Origin of the sequence: Pseudomonas oryzihabitans (assembly GCF_007665395.1) — a bacterium.
GTDB classification, from domain to species: Bacteria; Pseudomonadota; Gammaproteobacteria; order Pseudomonadales; family Pseudomonadaceae; genus Chryseomonas; species Chryseomonas psychrotolerans_C.
This window is the reverse complement of record NZ_VDND01000003.1, coordinates 383,380-401,679: the sequence shown is the minus strand read 5'-3', so window position 1 is coordinate 401,679 and position 18,300 is coordinate 383,380. Positions and strand designations below refer to the sequence as shown.

The 18,300-nt window shown below is 66.7% G+C and carries 18 protein-coding genes; 3 read left to right on the top strand and 15 right to left on the bottom strand.

Annotation, left to right across the window (positions count from 1 at the left end; translation table 11 throughout):
• Positions 1 to 34: 34 nt before the first annotated feature.
• The gene (locus FSV73_RS09400; protein WP_145007070.1) at positions 35 to 1,708 is read right to left on the bottom strand and encodes a GMC family oxidoreductase; all 1,674 of its coding nucleotides are present in this window, start codon (positions 1,706 to 1,708) and stop codon (positions 35 to 37) included.
• A gap of 145 nt (positions 1,709 to 1,853) precedes the next feature.
• Between FSV73_RS09400 and FSV73_RS09395 the strand changes: the two genes are divergently transcribed.
• The gene (locus FSV73_RS09395) at positions 1,854 to 2,771 is read left to right on the top strand and encodes a LysR family transcriptional regulator (protein WP_145007068.1); all 918 of its coding nucleotides are present in this window, start codon (positions 1,854 to 1,856) and stop codon (positions 2,769 to 2,771) included.
• Positions 2,772 to 2,774: 3 nt separating this feature from the next.
• Here FSV73_RS09395 and FSV73_RS09390 read toward each other — a convergent pair whose 3' ends face one another.
• Positions 2,775 to 3,479, bottom strand: a complete 705-nt coding sequence (locus tag FSV73_RS09390; protein WP_145007066.1) for a tellurite resistance TerB family protein — start codon at positions 3,477 to 3,479, stop codon at positions 2,775 to 2,777.
• Between the two features lie 192 nt (positions 3,480 to 3,671).
• On the opposite strand from FSV73_RS09390, the gene FSV73_RS09385 reads away from it, so the two are divergent.
• Positions 3,672 to 4,142 (top strand): nuclear transport factor 2 family protein, encoded by a 471-nt coding sequence (locus FSV73_RS09385; RefSeq protein WP_145007064.1) that lies wholly within the window; start codon positions 3,672 to 3,674, stop codon positions 4,140 to 4,142.
• Positions 4,143 to 4,178: 36 nt separating this feature from the next.
• On the opposite strand, the gene FSV73_RS09380 is transcribed toward FSV73_RS09385, so the two are convergent.
• The 13 genes from FSV73_RS09380 to ffh form a co-directional block, all read right to left on the bottom strand.
• Positions 4,179 to 5,282 (bottom strand): NADH:flavin oxidoreductase/NADH oxidase, encoded by a 1,104-nt coding sequence (locus FSV73_RS09380; protein WP_145007061.1) that lies wholly within the window; start codon positions 5,280 to 5,282, stop codon positions 4,179 to 4,181.
• Positions 5,283 to 5,408: 126 nt separating this feature from the next.
• On the bottom strand, positions 5,409 to 7,130 hold the full coding sequence (gene recJ, locus FSV73_RS09375; protein WP_145007059.1) for a single-stranded-DNA-specific exonuclease RecJ: 1,722 nt from the start codon (positions 7,128 to 7,130) through the stop codon (positions 5,409 to 5,411).
• Positions 7,130 to 7,669 carry a YaeQ family protein gene (locus tag FSV73_RS09370; protein WP_058768642.1) on the bottom strand — a complete coding sequence of 180 codons (540 nt, stop codon included), beginning with the start codon at positions 7,667 to 7,669 and terminating at the stop codon, positions 7,130 to 7,132. The genes recJ and FSV73_RS09370 overlap by 1 nt, the downstream gene beginning before the upstream one ends.
• 418 nt (positions 7,670 to 8,087) lie before the next feature.
• Entirely contained in the window at positions 8,088 to 9,497 is a 1,410-nt protein-coding gene (gene thrC, locus FSV73_RS09365; protein WP_145007057.1) for a threonine synthase, read from the bottom strand.
• Between the two features lie 46 nt (positions 9,498 to 9,543).
• The gene (locus FSV73_RS09360) at positions 9,544 to 10,848 is read right to left on the bottom strand and encodes a homoserine dehydrogenase (protein WP_145007055.1); all 1,305 of its coding nucleotides are present in this window, start codon (positions 10,846 to 10,848) and stop codon (positions 9,544 to 9,546) included.
• 63 nt (positions 10,849 to 10,911) lie between these two features.
• A complete protein-coding gene (locus tag FSV73_RS09355) occupies positions 10,912 to 11,637 on the bottom strand; it encodes a DsbC family protein (RefSeq protein ID WP_145007053.1) in 726 nt (241 codons plus the stop codon).
• 226 nt (positions 11,638 to 11,863) lie between these two features.
• Entirely contained in the window at positions 11,864 to 12,754 is an 891-nt protein-coding gene (xerD, locus tag FSV73_RS09350; RefSeq protein WP_145007051.1) for a site-specific tyrosine recombinase XerD, read from the bottom strand.
• Positions 12,751 to 13,164 carry an acyl-CoA thioesterase gene (locus FSV73_RS09345; RefSeq protein WP_145007048.1) on the bottom strand — a complete coding sequence of 138 codons (414 nt, stop codon included), beginning with the start codon at positions 13,162 to 13,164 and terminating at the stop codon, positions 12,751 to 12,753. Before FSV73_RS09345 ends, xerD begins: the two co-directional genes overlap by 4 nt.
• Before the next feature lie 240 nt (positions 13,165 to 13,404).
• Positions 13,405 to 13,755 (bottom strand): 50S ribosomal protein L19, encoded by a 351-nt coding sequence (gene rplS / locus FSV73_RS09340; protein ID WP_007160957.1) that lies wholly within the window; start codon positions 13,753 to 13,755, stop codon positions 13,405 to 13,407.
• Between the two features lie 42 nt (positions 13,756 to 13,797).
• A complete protein-coding gene (gene trmD / locus FSV73_RS09335) occupies positions 13,798 to 14,535 on the bottom strand; it encodes a tRNA (guanosine(37)-N1)-methyltransferase TrmD (protein ID WP_007160956.1) in 738 nt (245 codons plus the stop codon).
• Between the two features lie 3 nt (positions 14,536 to 14,538).
• Positions 14,539 to 15,075, bottom strand: coding sequence for a ribosome maturation factor RimM (rimM, locus tag FSV73_RS09330; RefSeq protein ID WP_145007046.1), 537 nt, complete (start codon positions 15,073 to 15,075; stop codon positions 14,539 to 14,541).
• 5 nt (positions 15,076 to 15,080) lie between these two features.
• Entirely contained in the window at positions 15,081 to 15,329 is a 249-nt protein-coding gene (rpsP, locus tag FSV73_RS09325; protein WP_145007044.1) for a 30S ribosomal protein S16, read from the bottom strand.
• Between the two features lie 250 nt (positions 15,330 to 15,579).
• Positions 15,580 to 16,959, bottom strand: coding sequence for a signal recognition particle protein (gene ffh, locus FSV73_RS09320; protein WP_145007043.1), 1,380 nt, complete (start codon positions 16,957 to 16,959; stop codon positions 15,580 to 15,582).
• A gap of 432 nt (positions 16,960 to 17,391) precedes the next feature.
• On the opposite strand from ffh, the gene FSV73_RS09310 reads away from it, so the two are divergent.
• A complete protein-coding gene (locus FSV73_RS09310) occupies positions 17,392 to 18,192 on the top strand; it encodes a cytochrome C assembly family protein (RefSeq protein WP_145007041.1) in 801 nt (266 codons plus the stop codon).
• Positions 18,193 to 18,300 lie beyond the last annotated feature (108 nt).

Here is an 18,300-nt window from a genome sequence, read left to right as displayed (position 1 = left end):
GGTGGAAACGGCGGGCGGTCCGCCGTCGGTATAGCTAGGCGGCCGAGACCCGGTCCGGTCGGCCGACCGCTGCGGGCAACTCGACGACCCCCTGCTCCTGCGCCTCGGCCAGCATGAAGCGCGCGGCCTGTTCGGCGATCATCAGCGTCGGCGAACAGCTGTTGCCGGACACCAGGGTCGGCATGATGGAGGCATCGGCCACCCGCAACCCGGGAATGCCATGCACCCGCAGGCGGGCGTCCACCACGGCCTCCGCGCCCTGCCCCATGCGGCAGGTACCGGAGGGATGGAAGATGGTGGTGCCTATGGCGCCGGCGGCCTGCTGCAACTCCTCTTCGCTCTGGTAGGCCGGTCCCGGCAGGTATTCCTCGGGCTGGTAGGCGGCCAGGGCCGGCGCGGCGACGATGCGCCGGGTCAGGCGGATGGCATCGGCGGCCACCCTGAGATCCTCCGGTGCGCTCAGGTAGCGCGGCTGGATCAGTGGCGCGGCCAGCGGGTCGGCGCTGCGGATGGCTACCTGGCCGCGACTGGCCGGCCGCAGGTTGCACACCGAGGCGGTGAAGGCGGGAAAGCCGTGCAGCGGCTCGCCGAAGCGCTCCAGCGACAGCGGCTGCACGTGATACTGCAGATTGGCCGAGGGCTGCCCGGGATCCGAGCGAGCGAAGGCGCCCAGCTGGCTCGGCGCCATGGCCAGGGGACCACTGCGCTTCCAGAGGTATTCCAGGCCCATGCCCAGCTTGCCCCAGAGGCTGCCGGCCAGGGCATTGAGGGTCGGCACGCCATGGACGCGATAGATCAGGCGCAGTTGCAGGTGGTCCTGCAGGTTGCTGCCTACCCCTTCCAAGCGATGCTGGATGCCGATGCCCAGGCCGTCGAGCAGTGCCCGCGGTCCTATGCCGGAACGCTGCAGCAGCGTCGGCGAGCCGATGGCGCCGGCGCAGAGCACGATTTCCCGCCGCGCCACCAGGCGCTGCGCTTCGGCCCGGCCCGGTAGGCGCGCCAGCACCGCCCGCGCCCTGCCCTCTTCCAGCAGTACCCGCTCCACCTGGACACCGGTCAGCACCTCCAGATTGGCACGCTGGCGGATCGGCCGGAGAAAGGCCTTGGCCGCATTCCAGCGCACCCCATTGCGCTGGTTGACCTGGAAGTAGCCACAGCCTTCGTTGTCACCCATATTGAAGTCCTCTACCGGGTCTATGCCGGTTTCCCCGGCGGCGGCGCGAAAGGCGTCGAGCAGCGTCCAGTGCAGGCGCTGGCGCTCCACCCGCCATTCGCCGCCGGCGCCATGGAAGGCCGAGGCGCCGTCGCAGTGATCCTCCATGCGCTTGAACAGCGGCAGCACGTCCCGCCAGGCCCAGCCGGGATTGCCGGCGGCGGCCCAGCCGTCGTAGTCACGGGCCTGACCGCGCATGTAGATCATGCCGTTGATGGAGGAGCAGCCACCCAGCACCCGGCCGCGTGGATAGTTCAGCGCGCGGCCACCCAGGCCCGCTTCCATCTCGGTCTTGAAGCACCAGTCGGTGCGCGGATTGCCGATGCAGAACAGATAGCCGACCGGGATATGGATCCAGGGATGGTTGTCGCGCCCGCCGGCCTCCAGCAAGAGCACGCGGTGGGCCGGATCGGCGGAGAGTCGATTGGCCAGCAGGCAACCGGCCGGACCGGCGCCGACGATGATGAAGTCATAGTCCACAGCAGGACGGGGCATGACGTTCCCTCGTGTTTTGTTGTTGTGGCCCCTATCCTAGTGGCGTCATCCGCGAACGACAGTCGCCGAAAACGGGCAATGGCTGTGCATTTCTGCACAGCCTCCTGGAAGCGGCCGGCTAGACCAGAACAAGAGAGGCGGCGGCATGTTCGACTGGAACGATCTGCGCGTTTTCCTGGAGGTGCAGCGCCATGGCCGGTTGCTGACCGCCGCCCGCAGCCTGGGCGTCAGCCACGCCACCGTCGCCCGCCACCTGGAGGCCCTGGAACGCGACTTGGGCAGCCAGTTGCTGGTGCAGCAGGCCAGCGGTTACCAGCTCACCCCGGCCGGCCAGGCGCTGCTCGCCCATGCCCAGGCGATGGAAGACGCCGCCTTGCTGGCCCAGGAGGCCGTGACCCAGAGACTCAATCCCCTGGGCCAGGTGCGGGTCGGGGTGACCGAGGGACTGGGTACCGGTTTCCTGGCCCGACGCCTGGGTGGGCTATTGCAAGATTATCCAGGCCTGGAAGTGGAACTGGTCTCGGTGCCACGCTTCGTCAGCGTCAGCAACCGCGAGGCGGACATCGCCATCACCCTGGAGCGCCCCACCGCCGAGGGCCTGATCGGCCGGCGGCTGACGCCCTATCGGCTGCGGTTCTATGCCAGTCGCGCCTACCTGGATCGGGCTCCGCCCTTGGATGCCGGGGCCGATCTCGGCGCGCAAACCTTCATCGGCTACGTCGACGACCTGCTGTTCTGCCGCGAGCTGCAATTCATCCAGGGCCTCTGCCCGGAGCCTCGCCTAGTCTTTCGCAGCACCAGCGTCATCGCCCAGCGGGAGGCGGCCTGTGCCGGACTTGGCCTGGCGGTGCTGCCCTGCTACCTGGTGGACGCCGGCAGCCCGCTGGAATGCGTGCTGCCGGCAAGGTCCTTCACCCGGGAATACTGGATCTCGACCCACCGGGAGCTGCATCGCTCCGCCCGCCTACGCGTGGTCTGGGACTTCCTGCTGCAACTCTGCGCGGCGGAGCGGCCCTTGCTCCTGGGTGAAGAAACCCCGCGTGAAGAACCGCTGACCGGATAGCCGTCAGACCGCCGCGGCCTCGCGCTCCAGTTCGGCGCGCAAGCCGGGCTCCAGGCGCAGCTGGCGCGCCAGCTCGTCCAGGTAGGCCTTCTCCATGTATTGCTGGTCGTCGATCAGCAGCAGGCTGGCCAGGTACATCTCGGCCGCCATCTCCGGTGTTTCCGCGGCAGCCGCCACCTTGGCCGGATCCAGCGGCTGTTCCAGTTCACGCTGCAGCCAGCCGCGCAGTTCGGGATCGTTGTCCACCTTGGCCATCTCCGCCTCGATGGCCTGGCGCTCCTGGGCATCCACGTGGCCATCGGCCTTGGCCGCGGCGATCAGGGCGATGAGCACCGCACGGCCATGGGTCTCGGCCTCATGCTCGGGCACCCGGTCCACCGTCCGCGGCTCTGCTGCTGGCTGGGCGCCCTGGGCCTGGTTGGCCTGCCAGGACTGATAGGCCTTGTAGGCCACCATGCCCAGCGCCGCCAGACCACCATAACTGACGGCCTTGCCGCCCAGGCTACGGCCACGCTTGCTGCCGAGCAGCGCGGTCAGGGCACCAGCGGCCAGGCCGCTGTTACCCAGGCCCGACAGCAGACTGCCGAGACCGTCCTTGCCAGCGGGAGCGGCGCCAGCGCCTGGTCGCGGGGTCGACTGGCCGGTCTTGTTGGCCAGGGCTTGCTGGCCGGCCTTGAGCAATTGATCGAGCAGACCGCGGGTGTTCATGGGCAACCTCCACAGGGGATTTGGATTCAACCTGTTGAGACCGCCCGCCAGGTCGTCTGGCTCCCCGTACCTGCTTACCGGATGTTGCCGTCGCGCGAGCGATGAATCGCAGGAGATACAAAATATTTCTGACCGCGGGCCGGCCGCAGCGCTACTCTTGCGCCTTCCCCCTGCAGTTGCCGGAGACACCCCATGCGTTCGCGTCTGGCTGTGCTGTTCGCGCTTTCGCTCGCCCTCACCGCCGGCCAGACCCAGGCCGCCGCCGAGGACGCCCACCTCATCGCCAATCGCTATCTCGATGCCTGGAACGATCACGACGCCGAGGCGGCCAGCGCCCTGCTCGACCCCAAGGTGCAGTATTTCGACAGTGGCGCCGCCATCACCGAGACCAGTCGCAACCAGGCCCGCGACAAGATCGTCAAGGTCACCCTCAAGGCCGTGCCCGACCTCCAGGTGAAGATGGTGCACAAGCCGGTCATCGGCCCGCGCAGCATCGCCTTCGAATGGGAGCTGACCGGCAACCGCGTTACCGCCACCGGCAAGCAACCGGTGAAGATCCGCGGCGCCAGCATCATGAAGATCCGCGACGGCCGCATCTGGTACCTGGGCGACTACTACGACAGCGACGCCCTGGAAGCGGCGTTGCGACCGGTCAAGCCCTGACCGCGGGAGCCATCCGCACGGCTGGCTCCCTGGCGGCTATTCGGCGCCGAAGGGCTTGCGCAGCGGCGTATCCCGGTGCGCGGCGCGCACGTACTGCGGTGGCCAGGAGACCTTCTCGCGCAGGGCTTCGGCGGCATTGAGCGGCCAGTAGGGATCGCGCAGCAGTTCTCGCGCCAGCAGCACCAGGTCGGCCTGGCCGGTGCGCAAGACGTGCTCGGCCTGGGCCGCATCGGTGATCATGCCCACCGCGCCACTGGGGATCTCGGCTTCCTTGCGTACCCGCTCGGCGAACTGGGTCTGGTAACCGGGTCCGGTGGGAATGTCGGCCTGGGCCGCGGTGCCGCCGGACGAGACATCGATCAGGTCGACACCCAGGGTCTTCAAGCGGCGGGCCAGCTCCACCGTCTCGTCGACATCCCAGCCATCCTCCACCCAGTCGGTCGCGGATACCCGCACGAACAGCGGCAGCTCATCCGGCCAGACCGCGCGCACGTCGGCGGTCACCTCCAGCAGCAGGCGAATGCGATTCTCGAAATTGCCGCCGTAGTCGTCGTCGCGACGGTTGGAGAGCGGCGAGAGGAACTGGTGCAGCAGATAGCCGTGGGCGGCATGGATCTCCGCCACCTTGAAACCCGCCGCCAGGGCGCGCTCGGCGGTGTCCACGAAGGCCCGGCGAACGCTGGCGATGTCGTCTCTATCCATGGCCGTGGGCCGGGTGTGCTGGGGATCGAAGGCGATCGCGGAGGGGGCCACCGGCACCCAGCCGCCTTCGGCGATGGGCACGCTGCCGTGCTTGCCGACCCAGGGCTGCCAGGTACTGGCCTTGCGCCCGGCGTGGGCCAGCTGGATGCCGGCGACACTGCCCTGGCCCTCGATGAACTGGGTGATGCGGCGCAGCGGCTCGATCTGCTCGTCCTTCCACAGGCCGAGGTCCTGGGGCGTGATGCGACCATCGGCCGTGACCGCGGTGGCCTCGAAGATCACCAGGCCGGCGCCGCCCACGGCGCGACTGCCGAGGTGGACCAGGTGCCAGTCGTTGGCGAAGCCGTCTTCGCTGGAGTACTGGCACATCGGGGAGACCACCACCCGGTTGGGCAGGGTCAGCTGACGCAGGGTCAGGGGCTGGAACAGGAGACTCATGGCGGACCTCATCTGAATCGGGATGCACGGCATTGGAGTGCGCCCAACCAGAATAGATCGCCGATCCGACGGGACTTGGCTGAAAAGCCGCCGAGCGCCACCCGCCCAGGTACCGCTCGCCGATGTCTAACGCGGTGCCAGGTGCACCACCAGCAATTGCACGCTCTCGTTGCCGCGAAACTCGTTCACGTCCAGCCGATAGGCCAGCTCGGCCCAGCGGATGTTGGGATCGGGCCAGGTGTCGCGATCGATGTTGAAGGCGATGCCGTCCAGCTCCGGCCCGCCCTGTTCGCTGCGCAGGGTCAGCTTGAGATGCCGTTCCTTGAGCAGGCGCTGGGAGAGGATCTCGAAGGTGCCATGGAACAGCGGCTCGGGAAATTGCTGGCCCCAGGGGCCGGCCTGGCGCAGGGCCTGGGCCAGGCCGAGCTGGAATTCGGTCGGGGCGAGGCAGCCATCGGTCTGCAGCCGACCGCTGAGATCGTCGGCCTGCAGATGGCGGCGCACCTCGGCGTCGAAGGCGGCGGCGAAGGTCTCGTAGTGTGCCTGGGGCAGGCTGAGACCGGCGGCCATGGCGTGACCGCCGAACTTGGTGATGAGTCCCGGATGACGGGTCGCCACGGCGTCCAGGGCATCGCGGATGTGCAACCCGGCGACCGAACGCGCCGAGCCCTTGAGCATGCCGCTGCCACTGCCGTCGTCGGCGAAGGCCAGCGCCGGGCGGTGATACTTTTCCTTGAGCCGCGAGGCGAGGATGCCGATCACGCCCTGGTGCCACTCCGGATCGAACAGGCAGAGACCGAAGGGCAGGTCGTCTTCCGGCAATTCCTTGAGCTGCTTGAGCGCCTCGCGCTGCATGCCCTGCTCGATGCTCTTGCGATCCTTGTTGAAGTCGTCCAGCTGCTGGGCGTATTCCTGCGCCAGCTGCGGGTCTTCGCAGAGCAGCAATTCGATGCCGATGGACATGTCGTCCAGCCGGCCCGCCGCATTGAGTCGCGGTCCTAGGATGAAACCGAGATCGCTGGAGGCCACCTTGCCCGGTTGGCGCCCGGCCACTTCCAGCAGCGCCTTGAGTCCCGGCCGCGCCCGGCCGGCGCGGATGCGCAGCAGCCCCTGGTGCACCAGGATGCGGTTGTTGGCATCCAGCGGCACCACGTCGGCGACGCTGCCCAGGGCGACCAGGTCGAGCAACTCGGCCAAATTAGGCTCGGCGAGGCCCTGGCGGGCGAACCAGCCGCTCTCGCGCAGGCGACTGCGCAGGGCCAGCATCACATAGAAGATCACCCCCACCCCGGCGATGCACTTGCTGGGGAAGGCGCAGGCCGGCTGGTTCGGATTGACGATGGCGTCGGCGGCGGGCAATTCGGCGCCCGGCAGGTGGTGGTCGGTGATGACCACCTGCAGCCCGGCGGCCTTGGCCGCGGCCACGCCGTCCAGGCTGGAGATGCCGTTGTCGACGGTGAGCAGCACCTCGGGTTCGCGCTGCAGGGCCACGGCGACGATCTCGGGCGTCAGGCCATAGCCGTATTCGAAGCGATTGGGCACCAGGTAGTCGACCCAGGCCGCACCCAGCCGGCGCAGGGCCAGCACGCCGACGGCGCTGGCGGTGGCGCCATCGGCGTCGAAGTCGCCGACGATGAGGATGCGCCGGCGCTCTTCCAGGGCGCGCGCCAGCAATTCCACCGCCGCCTCGATGCCCTTGAGCTGGTGATAGGGCACCAGCCGCGCCAGGCCCTTGTCGAGCTCTTCCGGCAAGGTCACGCCGCGCGCGGCGTAGAGGCGGGTGAGCAGCGGCGGCAGGTCACCCAGGTCGGGCAACACCGCCGGCAGCGGACGGGGCTCCAGGCGCATCAACGCTCGCCCAGCAGCCATTCCAGCTGCAGTTCGTGCTGACCACGGTCGTCGGTGACGAACAGGGTGCCCTCGCTGATCATCACCTGCCAGGAAATGCTGCGTGGCAGGTCGCGGGCCAGCTCGGCCAGGGGCTCGGCGGGCACCGCGGCGATATGCAGGTTCTTCAGCGTCTTGACCGCGTCCACCACCTTGGTCTGCCAGACGCGCAGGTTGCCGTAGGCGAGCAGGCTGGTGCGTTCGGTGCGGCGGCTGCACCAGGTCAGGCGCTCGGCATCGGGCTGGCCGACCTCGATCCAGTGCAGTACCCGACCGTCGAGGCTCTTCTCCCACAGCGCCGGCTCGTCGACGTCCGACAGGCCGCGGCCGAAGGCCAGCTGCTCATTGTACCAGAGCACATAGGCCAGTAAGCGCACCGCCAGCCGCTCCTCGGTCTCGGAGGGATGCCGCGCCACGGTCAGGCGCAGATTCTCGTAGACGCCGCGATCCAGATCGGTGAGGTTGAGTTCGACTTTGTAGGGCGTGGCTTGCAGAGCCATGGCGGGTCACCGGCAGGGAAAGCCGGGCATTGTACCGGAAAAGGCAGCGGGGCTTGGGGACGGTAGGACGGTAGGTTGGGTTGAGCGCAGCGAAGCCCAACGGAGACGATTCGAATCCGACTTTTTGGGCTTCGACGATAGAGCCGTCTCAACCCAACCTACAGGTCCGCGTAGGTTGGGTTGAGCGCAGCGAAGCCCAACGGAGACGGTTGGAATCCGCCTTGCTGGGCTTCGACGATGCAGCCGTCTCAACCCAACCTACAGGTCCGCGTAGGTTGGGCTGAGCGTAGCGAAGCCCAACGGAGACGGTTGGAATCCGCCGTGTTGGGCTTCGACGGTGGAGCCGTCTCAACCCAACCTACAGGTCCGCGTAGGTTGGGTTGAGCGCAGCGAAGCCCAACACGGGTGTACTACCGCCTTACAGCGGCTGCCCACGCTTGCCATGACGGCTGACGAAGGCCTGGACGGCGGCGAGGTCGTTGGGCAGCACGGTGCAGCGCTCCTCGCGTTGCAGCAGGTCGGCCAGGTGGGTCGGCAGGCTGAGGGTGGCGCCGATGCCGGCTTTTTCCACCGCTTCGGGGAATTTGACCGGGTGGGCGGTACCCAGCACCACCATGGGCGTGGCCAGGCTGCGCCGGCACTCGCGAGCGGCACGCACGCCGATGGCGGTGTGCGGGTCCAGCACCTCGCCGGTGGCCGCATGGACCTCGGCGATGGTGGCGCAGGTCTCTTCGTCGTTGACCGCCAGGGAATCGAACAGCCTGCGGGCCTCGGTCCAGCGATCATCGGCCACCGACAGGGTGCCACTGGCGCGGAAGCTGGCCATCAGCTCGGCCAGAGCTTGGCCGTCGCGGCCGTGCAGGTCGAACAACAGGCGTTCGAAGTTGGACGAGACCATGATGTCCATGGACGGCGACAGCGAGGCTTCCAGCTGCTGCTTGTCGTAGCGGTTGCCGGACATGAAGCGGTGCAGGATGTCGTTGCGGTTGGTGGCCACCACCAGCTGGCTCACCGGCAGGCCCATGTTGCGCGCCAGGTAGCCGGCGAAGATGTCGCCGAAGTTGCCGGTGGGCACCGAGAAGGCGATGGAGCGCGCCGGGGCGCCCAGCTGCAGGGCCGCATGGAAGTAGTAGACGATCTGGGCCATGATCCGCGCCCAGTTGATCGAGTTGACCGCCACCAGCGGGGTGCCCTTGAGGAAGCCCTGGTCGGCGAAGCTGGCCTTGATCATTTCCTGGCAGTCGTCGAAGTTGCCTTCGATGGCCAGGTTGTGGATGTTGTCGCCCAGCAGCGTGGTCATCTGCCGACGCTGCACTTCCGACACCCGCTGGTGCGGATGCAGGATGAAGATGTCCACGTTCTCGCAGCGCTTGCAGCCTTCGATGGCCGCCGAGCCGGTATCACCGGAGGTAGCGCCCATGATTACCACGCGCTCGCCGCGCTTGGCCAATACATGGTCGAGCAGCCGGCCGAGCAGTTGCAGGGCGAAGTCCTTGAAGGCCAGGGTCGGGCCGTGGAACAGCTCCAGTACCCACTCGTTGGCGTCCAGCTGGCGCAGCGGCGCGATGGCGCTGTGGGCGAAACCGGCGTAGGTCTCTTCCAGGATGGCCTTGAATTCGGCATCGGCGATGGAGCCGGCGACGAAGGGCTTCATCACCCGGAAGGCCAGCTCGTGGTAGGGCAGACCGGCCCAGGAGGCGATCTCCTCCAGGGAAAAGCGCGGCAGGTTCTCCGGCACATAGAGACCACCGTCGCTGGCGAGACCCGCCAGCAGCACTTCTTCGAAATTCAGCGCGGGCGCCTGGCCGCGGGTACTGATGTAACGCATGACTCGACCTCGGGAAAGACGGCGGCGCCGGGCGCCGCCAGGCTGCTCAGTTCAGGTGCTCGACGCGGATGCGGACGACATCGCCGACGACGTCGTCCAGGGCTTCCAGGGCGGTGATGGCCTCGACCATGTGGCGCTCGGTCACGCGATGGGTCAGCAGGATCATGGGCACCAGGCCGTCATGTTCCTCGGCTTCCTTCTGCATGATGGATTCGATGTTGATGCCGCGCGCCGAAAGGATGCTCGCCACCTGGGCCAGCACGCCCGGGTGATCCTTGGCCTGGATGCGCAGATAGTAGGCGCTCTCGCAGGCCTCGATCGACAGCACCGGATGGTCGGACAGCGCATCGGGCTGGAAGGCCAGGTGCGGCACGCGATTCTCCGGATCGGAGGTCATGGCGCGCACCACGTCCACCAGGTCGGCCACCACCGCCGAGGCGGTCGGCTCCTGGCCGGCGCCGGCGCCATAGAACAGCGTCGAGCCGACGGCATCGCCATTGACCATCACCGCGTTCATCACGCCGTTGACGTTGGCGATCAGGCGATCGGCCGGGATCAGCGTCGGGTGTACCCGCAACTCGATGCCCTGGTCGGTGCTGCGCGCCACGCCCAGGTGCTTGATGCGATAGCCCAGCGCCTCGGCGTAGCCGACGTCGGCGGTGGTCAGGCGGGTGATGCCCTCGGTGTAGGCCTTGTCGAACTGCAGCGGGATGCCGAAGGCGATGGACGCCAGGATGGTCAGCTTGTGGGCGGCATCGATGCCCTCCACGTCGAAGGTCGGATCGGCTTCGGCATAGCCCAGCGCCTGGGCTTCGGCCAGGACGTCGGGGAAGGTGCGACCCTTCTCGCGCATCTCGGAGAGGATGAAGTTGCCGGTGCCATTGATGATGCCGGCCACCCAGTTGATGCGGTTGGCCGCCAGGCCCTCGCGCAGCGCCTTGATCACCGGGATGCCGCCGGCCACCGAGGCCTCGAAGGCGACGATCACGCCCTGCTCGCGCGCCTTGGCGAAGATCTCGTTGCCGTGCACGGCGATCAGCGCCTTGTTGGCGGTGACCACGTGCTTGCCGTTGGCGATGGCGCGCAGCACCAGCTCGCGGGCCAGGGTGTAGCCGCCGATCAATTCGACGACGACGTCGATCTCGGGATTGTCCGCCACCGCCAGGACCTCGGCGGTGATCGGCGTGCTGCCGGTGTCGCAGTGGGGATTCGGCCGGCGCTGGGCGATCTGCGCCACCTCGATACCCCGCCCGGCGCGCCGGGCGATTTCCTCGGCGTTGCGCTTGAGTACGTTGAAGGTCCCGCTGCCCACGGTACCCAGACCACAGATGCCTACTTTGACCGGCTTCACACCCTTATCCCCATGTCGTGTGGGACCGCTCCGCGGTCCCGTTTGAAGTCTTGGTTACGGCGCCTAGCGCGCGCTGATTGCCGCTTCCGCCAGCTGGTCGGCCGGCTGGTAGCCCGGGATCATCTGGCCATCGGCGAGGATGATCGCCGGCGTGCCCTGGATCCCCATGTTCTGCCCCAGCGCGAATTGCTGGGCAACCGGATTCTGGCAGCTCTCGGACTTGACCTCACGCCCGGTGAACATCTGGCTCAGCGCCGCCGGCTTGTCCTTGGCGCACCACACCGCCTCCAGTTGCTTGGAGCCCGGCGAGCCCATGCCCTGGCGCGGGAAGGCCAGGTAGCGTACCTCGATGCCGCGCTTGTTCAGCTCGGGCACCTCGGCGTGCAGCTTCTGGCAATAGGGGCAGGTGGTGTCGGTGAAGACGGTGATATGTGCCTTGGTCTCGCCCTGGGCGGGAAAGACGATCATCTGGCTGCGGTCGAGCCCGTTGATCTGCCGCGCGACGGCAATATTCTCGGCCTTCTCGGTCAGGTTGGCGGCCTTGCCGTCCTTCACCTGGTAGAGATAGCCCTGCATGACGAACTGGCCGTCGCCACTGGCGTAGAGCACCCGGCCGCCCTTGAGCTGGACCTGGTAGAGGCCGTCCAGCGGACTCTTGGCGATGGACTCGATGGCGAGATTGGGCTGCAGCGCGGTCAGGCTCTGGCGGATGGCCTGCTCAGGTTCGGCCTGAGCCAGTTGCACGCCGAGCCCCAGGCAAGCGGCGAGCAACAGTCGGGAAATACGCATGTTTGACTCCTGTTGAGACGCCGGCAAGCCTACCACAGACCTGCCGGCTACGGCGGTCCCGCCCCCAGGGCGGGGCTTCAGAAGTGTCTACGCAATTTTGGCGGCGCTTCTGGTTCCTGAGCGGTGTTGCCGCTCCTCGCCATAGCCCTGCTATGACTCGTCCCGGCGCCTGGCTCAGAAACCAAAATCACTCGCCAATTCTTGCGTGAACTTCTGAAACACCGCCCTAGCCGCGCGGATGGTGCTGGGCGTGCAGTTGCTGCAGGCGCACCCGGGCGACATGGGTGTAGATCTGGGTGGTGGAGAGACTGGTATGGCCGAGCAGCATCTGCACCGTGCGCAGGTCGGCGCCATGGTTGAGCAGATGGGTGGCGAAGGCGTGCCTCAGGGTATGCGGCGACAGCGAGGTGCGGATGCCGGCCACCTGGGCGTGCAGCTTGATGCGGTGCCAGAAGGTCTGCCGGGTCATGGGCGTGCCCCGCTGGCTGGGAAAGAGCACGTCGCCGGGCTGGCCACCCAGCAGCAGCGGCCGCGCCGTCTTGAGATAGTCCTCCAGCCAGGCGATGGCCTCTTCGCCCAGGGGTATCAGCCGCTCCTTGCTGCCCTTGCCGAAGACCCGCAGCGAGCCCTCGCGCAGGTTGATCTCGTCCAGGGTCAGGCTGACCAGTTCGGTCACCCGCAAGCCGGTGGCATAGAGCACCTCGAGCATGGTGCGATCGCGCAGGCCGAGGGTGTCCTCGGTATCGGGCGCCGCCAGCAGGGCCTCCACGTCCGCCTCGGACAGACTCTTGGGCAACGGTGCCCCCAGCTGCGGCATGCTCACCAGCAGCGTCGGGTCCTCGGCGATCCGCCCCTCGCGCACGGCGTACTTGTAGAAGCTGCGCAAGCCCGAGAGAAAGCGCGCGGTGGAGCGCGCCTGGTAGCCTTCGCTCAGCCGCCAGCCGAGGTGATCGAGCACGGCATCGCGGCCGACCGTCTCCAGGGTCAGGCCCCGGCCTTCCAGCCAGCGGGCGAAGGCCAGCAGGTCGGTGCGGTAGGCGCTGCGGGTATGGGGTGACAGGCCCTTTTCCAGCCACAGGGCGTCGAGGAATTCCTCGATCAGCCGCTCGCCGTTCACTCGGCGAATCCGGGCAGGACCGGCGTCGGCTTGCCCGCCTCATCGACGGCGACGAAGCTGAAGGCGCCGTTGATGGCACGCTCGCGACCTTCCGCCAGCATGCCTTCGACGAACACCTCGACCTGCACCTTGATACTGGTGTTGCCGACCTTCACCACCCGCCCGATCAACTCGACGATGGAGCCGGCGGGAATGGGATGGTTGAAATCGATGCGATCGGTGGAGACCGTCACCAGGGGCTTGCGGCAGAAGCGCGTCGCCGTGATGAAGGACACCTCGTCCATCCAGGCCAGGGCGGTACCGCCGAACAGGGTATCGTGATGGTTGGTGGTGGGCGGGAACACCGCCTTGGCCACCCGGGTTTCCGACAGCGCGGTACGCCGCTGGATTTCCGCTTCGCGGGTCGTCATTGCTTACCTCGAACCTCAGAGCCTACTCAAAATCTGCTGCGCGTCGGCCAAACGTCGTTGAAGCCGGCCTGGAAGGCCAGCCCCATCGGAATGCTCATTTACCAGCTGTAAACTCGCGCGCGAGCCCGGTCCGCTTCCTCAGCCAGCTTCGCCTTGTTTGTCTCTAGCTCGCGAGATTTTGACTGGGCTCTTAGAAACGAAAAAAGCAGCCGAAGCTGCTTTTTTCTGGTCACGCCGCGATCAGGAAAGCTTTTCCTTGATGCGGGCAGCCTTGCCGGACAGTTCGCGCAGGTAGTACAGCTTGGCCTTGCGCACGTCGCCGCGACGCTTGACGCTCAGGCTGTCGACCAGCGGGCTGTAGGTCTGGAAGGTACGCTCGACGCCAACGCCGTTGGAGATCTTGCGCACGGTGAAGGCGCTGTTCAGGCCGCGGTTACGCTTGCCGATCACCACGCCTTCGAAGGCCTGCAGACGCTGACGGTCGCCTTCCTTCACCTTCACCTGGACGATCACGGTGTCGCCGGGGGCGAACGCCGGGATTTCCTTGTTCATCTGCTCAGCTTCGATCTGGGCAATGATTTTGTTGGTCATGTCACTCTGCTCCTAAGACAGGCCGCGGCCCGCCATCGATACCTAACTATCGTTCCGCTGACGGAGGTATTCCGCCAACAGGTTCTGCTCTTCTCCAGAAAGCGAGCGGCCATCCAGAAGATCGGCACGTCGCTCCGCAGTGCGTCCCAGGGACTGCTGCAGGCGCCAGCGCCGGATATGCTCGTGGTTACCACTGAGCAACACGTCGGGTACGCGACGGCCCTCGTACACCTCGGGTCGGGTGTAGTGCGGGCAATCGAGCAGGCCGTCGGTGAACGAGTCCTGCTCAGCGGAATCCGCATGCCCCAAGGCTCCAGGCAGCAGTCGCGTGACCCCATCGATCAGCACCATGGCCGGCAATTCACCGCCGGACAGCACATAGTCGCCAATCGACCATTCTTCATCCACGTGCGTCTCGATGAAACGCTCGTCGATGCCTTCGTAACGCCCGGCGATGAGGATCAGGTGCTCCTCCTGCGCCAGTTCCCGTACCGCCGCCTGGTCGAGCTTGCGACCCTGGGGGGACAGGTAGATCACCTTCGCCGCCGAATCACCCTTGGCATCGGCCAGGGCGCGCTCCAGCGGCTGGATCTTCATGACCATCCCGGGACCGCCGCCGAAGGGCCGGTCGTCCACGGTCTGGTGGCGATCCTCGGTATAGCTGCGCGGGTTGTAGCAGGTCAGCTCCAGGAGCCCCTGCTTCATCGCGCGGCCGCTCACGCCATAGGCGCTGACGGCCTCGAACATCTCGGGAAAGAGGCTGATGACATCGATACGCATGGATTAGAAATCCGCGTCCCAGTCGACCTGCATCTCACCCTTGGCCAGATCCACCGCCAGCACGTACTGGTCCGGCAGATAGGGCAACAGACGCTCACGATCGTCGAGGCTGCCAGCACAGGGCTTGACCACCATGACGTCGTTGGCCCCGGTCTCCAGCAGGTGCTCCACCACGCCCAGCCACTGGCCTTCGCGATTGATCACCTTGAGACCTTCCAGCTGATGCCAGTAGTAGTCACCGGCGCCCAGCTGGGGCAATTCGCTGCGCGGCACGCAGATCTCGAAACCGGCCAGGAGGCGGGCTTCTTCGCGATCGTCCAGGCCCTGCAGGCGTACCGTCAGGACCTTGCCGTGCAACCGTCCGCCGAGCACCTTGGCCTGCCGGGTCTCGCCATCGCGCCTTAGCGTCCAGGTCCGATAGTCCAGCAGGTTGTCGAGGGGATCGGTGAACGAGTAGATCTTGAGCTCACCCCGTACGCCGAAGACCGAAACTATCTTGCCCAGGACCACCAGGTCGGGGGCGGAGGTCGGCGTACTCATGGTCTTCAGGCGGTAGCCTGAGCGCTCTTGAGCAGCTGAGCGACGCGCTCGGACGGCTGGGCGCCCTGCGACAGCCAGTAGCTGGCACGCTCGTGGTCCACCGACAGACGAACTTCGGCGCCGCTGGCGATCGGGTTGAAGAAACCGATGCGCTCGACGAAGCGACCATCGCGCGCATTGCGGCTGTTGGTCACGGTCAGGTGGTAGAAGGGGCGCTTCTTGGAGCCGCCACGGGCTAGACGGATGGTTACCATTGAACTTCGTTCCTGTAGTCGGTGCTTGAAACAGTGGGCACGCTGGGCCACATGGCCCGAAAGGCCGCATATTCTAAGGGCTGTCACCCCATTTGCCAATGGCTTTCAACGCAGCTCCCGGCAATGCGTTGCGCCGGAGCTCCGTGCGAGGCAGCCACGCGGCTCGCGAAGGCGCACCAGCGCTGGCGCCTGCCCCTCTCGCAAAGCCGCTTCCGCGGCCGACCGTCTGGCGACGGGCGGCACCCGCGGATCACATCTTGGGCATGCCGCCGCCGGGGAACATGCTGCCCATGCCTCTCATCATCTTGGCCATGCCACCCTTGGCGGTGACCTTCTTCATCATCTTCTGCATCTGCTTGTGCTGCTTGATGAGGCGGCCGACGTCCTGCACCTGGGTGCCGGAGCCGAGGGCGATGCGCTTCTTGCGCGAGCCGCTGATCAGCTCCGGATCGCGGCGCTCGGCCGGGGTCATGGAGTCGATGATGGCTTCCATCTGCTTGAAGTGCTTCTCGGCCGCGCCCTGGGCGTTGCCCATCTGCTGGATGTTCATGCCGCCCATCATGGTCGGCAGCTTGTCCATCAGCGAACCCAGGCCACCCATGTTCTTCATCTGGCGCAGCTGGTCGCGGAAGTCCTCGAGGTCGAAGCCCTTGCCCTTCTTGAGCTTCTTGGCCAGCTTGTCGGCCTTCTCCCGGTCCAGGGTCTGCTCGGCCTGCTCGATCAGCGAGAGGACGTCGCCCATGCCGAGGATGCGCGAGGCGACGCGATCCGGATGGAAGGGATCGAGGGCTTCGCTCTTCTCGCCCATGCCGATGAACTTGATCGGCTTGCCGGTGATGTGGCGCACCGACAGCGCGGCACCACCCCGGGCGTCGCCGTCGACCTTGGTCAGGATCACGCCGGTGAGCGGCAGGGCGTCGTTGAAGGCCTTGGCGGTGTTGGCGGCGTCCTGGCCGGTCATGGCATCGACCACGAAGAGGGTCTCGGCCGGCTTGGTGGCGGCATGGACCTGCTGGATCTCCGCCATCATCTCGCTATCGATGTGCAGGCGACCGGCGGTGTCGACGATGACCACGTCGATGAACTTGAGCTTGGCCTCGCGGATGGCGGCCTGGGCGATGTCCACCGGCTTCTGGCTGATGTCGGAGGGGAAGAAGGTGACGCCCACCTCCCCCGCCAGGGTTTCCAGCTGCTTGATGGCGGCCGGGCGGTAGACGTCGGCGGAGACGACCATGACGGTCTTCTTCTTGCGCTCCTTGAGGAAGCGCGCCAGCTTGCCGGCGGTGGTGGTCTTGCCCGCACCCTGCAGGCCGGCCATGAGGATGACCGCCGGTGGCGCCACGTTGAGCGCCAGGTCCTCGTTGGCCGCGCCCATGATGGCTTCGAGTTCGGCGCGGACGATCTTCACGAAGGCCTGACCCGGGGTCAGGCTCTTGGACACCTCGGTGCCGACCGCCCGCTCCTTGACCCGGTTGACGAACTCCTTGACCACCGGCAAGGCCACGTCCGCCTCGAGCAGCGCCATGCGCACCTCGCGCAGGGTGTCCTTAATGTTGTCTTCGGTGAGCTTGGCCTTGCCGGTAATGTGGCGCAGGCTTTGTGACAGGCGGTCTGTGAGATTCTCGAACATGCGGACATCCAGGGCGGAAACGGCGGCTGACCGGCAAGTATAACGAAAGAGCGCCGACCCAGGGATAGTCACGGGCAGCTGGGGCGCGAGTAAGGGTCAAGGAGAGGGGGCTCGGCTGCAGAGCGGGAGCGCCAGCAAGAGCGGGGCGCCGGGCACCGCCGGAGCGACGGTGCCCGGCGGGCGGGCGGTCAGAAGATCAGCGAGAAGATACCGATGACCACCACCAGACCGATCAGGAAAATGATGCCCATGGTACCGCCGAGAAATTTAAGCATGGTCGAGACTTCCTAAAGGGGTGTACCTCATGGGACCGCCCGGCGGCGGCCGGGGTTCGGCGCGCCGGACCGGCAGGCGCCAGAGCGTGCCCCGGACTTTCTGTGCTGCCCCGTCTGTGCCACACTCGTCCGCTTTCCGCCCTGCTGAATCCGGACCATGCACGCCCTGCTGCCCACCCTCCTGGCCGCCGCCCTCTATCTGCTCGCGACCCTCTACCAGGGCAGTTGCCTGCTGCGCAAACAACCGTCGAACAAGCCCCTGGTCCTGGGCGCCGGCATCCTGGCCCTGCTGCCCCATGCCCTGGCCGTCTATCTGCAGCTGATCCTCGAACCGACCCTGAGCCTGGATTTCTTCGACGCCTCGAGCCTGATCTCGGCGACCGCCATCGCGCTGATGCTGGTCGGCTGCCTGCGCATGCCGCTGCAGCCGCTGCTGGTGCTGGTCTATCCGCTCGGCGCGGTGACCGCGCTGCTGGCCGAATTCGTCCCGCCGGGCACCGTGGCGCCGCTGGATGTCTCGCCCAAGATCGTGGTGCATGTGCTGCTGTCGATCATCGCCTACGGCCTCTTCACCCTGGCGGTGCTGCAGTCCTTGCTGCTGCTGATCCAGGACCGCCAGTTGAAGAACAAGCATCCCTCCGGACTGATCCGCAGCTTCCCGCCGCTGCAGACCATGGAAAGTCTGCTGTTCGGCTTTCTCTGGGCCGGCTGGGTGGTACTGTCGCTGTCGCTGATCTCCGGCTGGTTCTTCGTCGAAGACATGTTCGCCCAGCACCTGGTGCACAAGACGGTGCTCTCCTGCATCGCCTGGGTGGTCTTCGGCATCCTGCTGTGGGGCCGCAATCGCCTGGGCTGGCGCGGCCACCGGGCGATCCGCTGGACCCTGCTCGGCTTCATCCTGCTGATGCTGGCCTATTTCGGCAGCAAGCTGGTGCGGGAATTCATCCTGCATCGTTGACAGTGGTCCTTCCGCTACCCGCATAATCTGGCGACCGAACCACGTTCGGCGCGATCCCGGCCAACAGCCAGATCGCGCCCGGCACGTCACAATCAGGTCGTCCCGCCC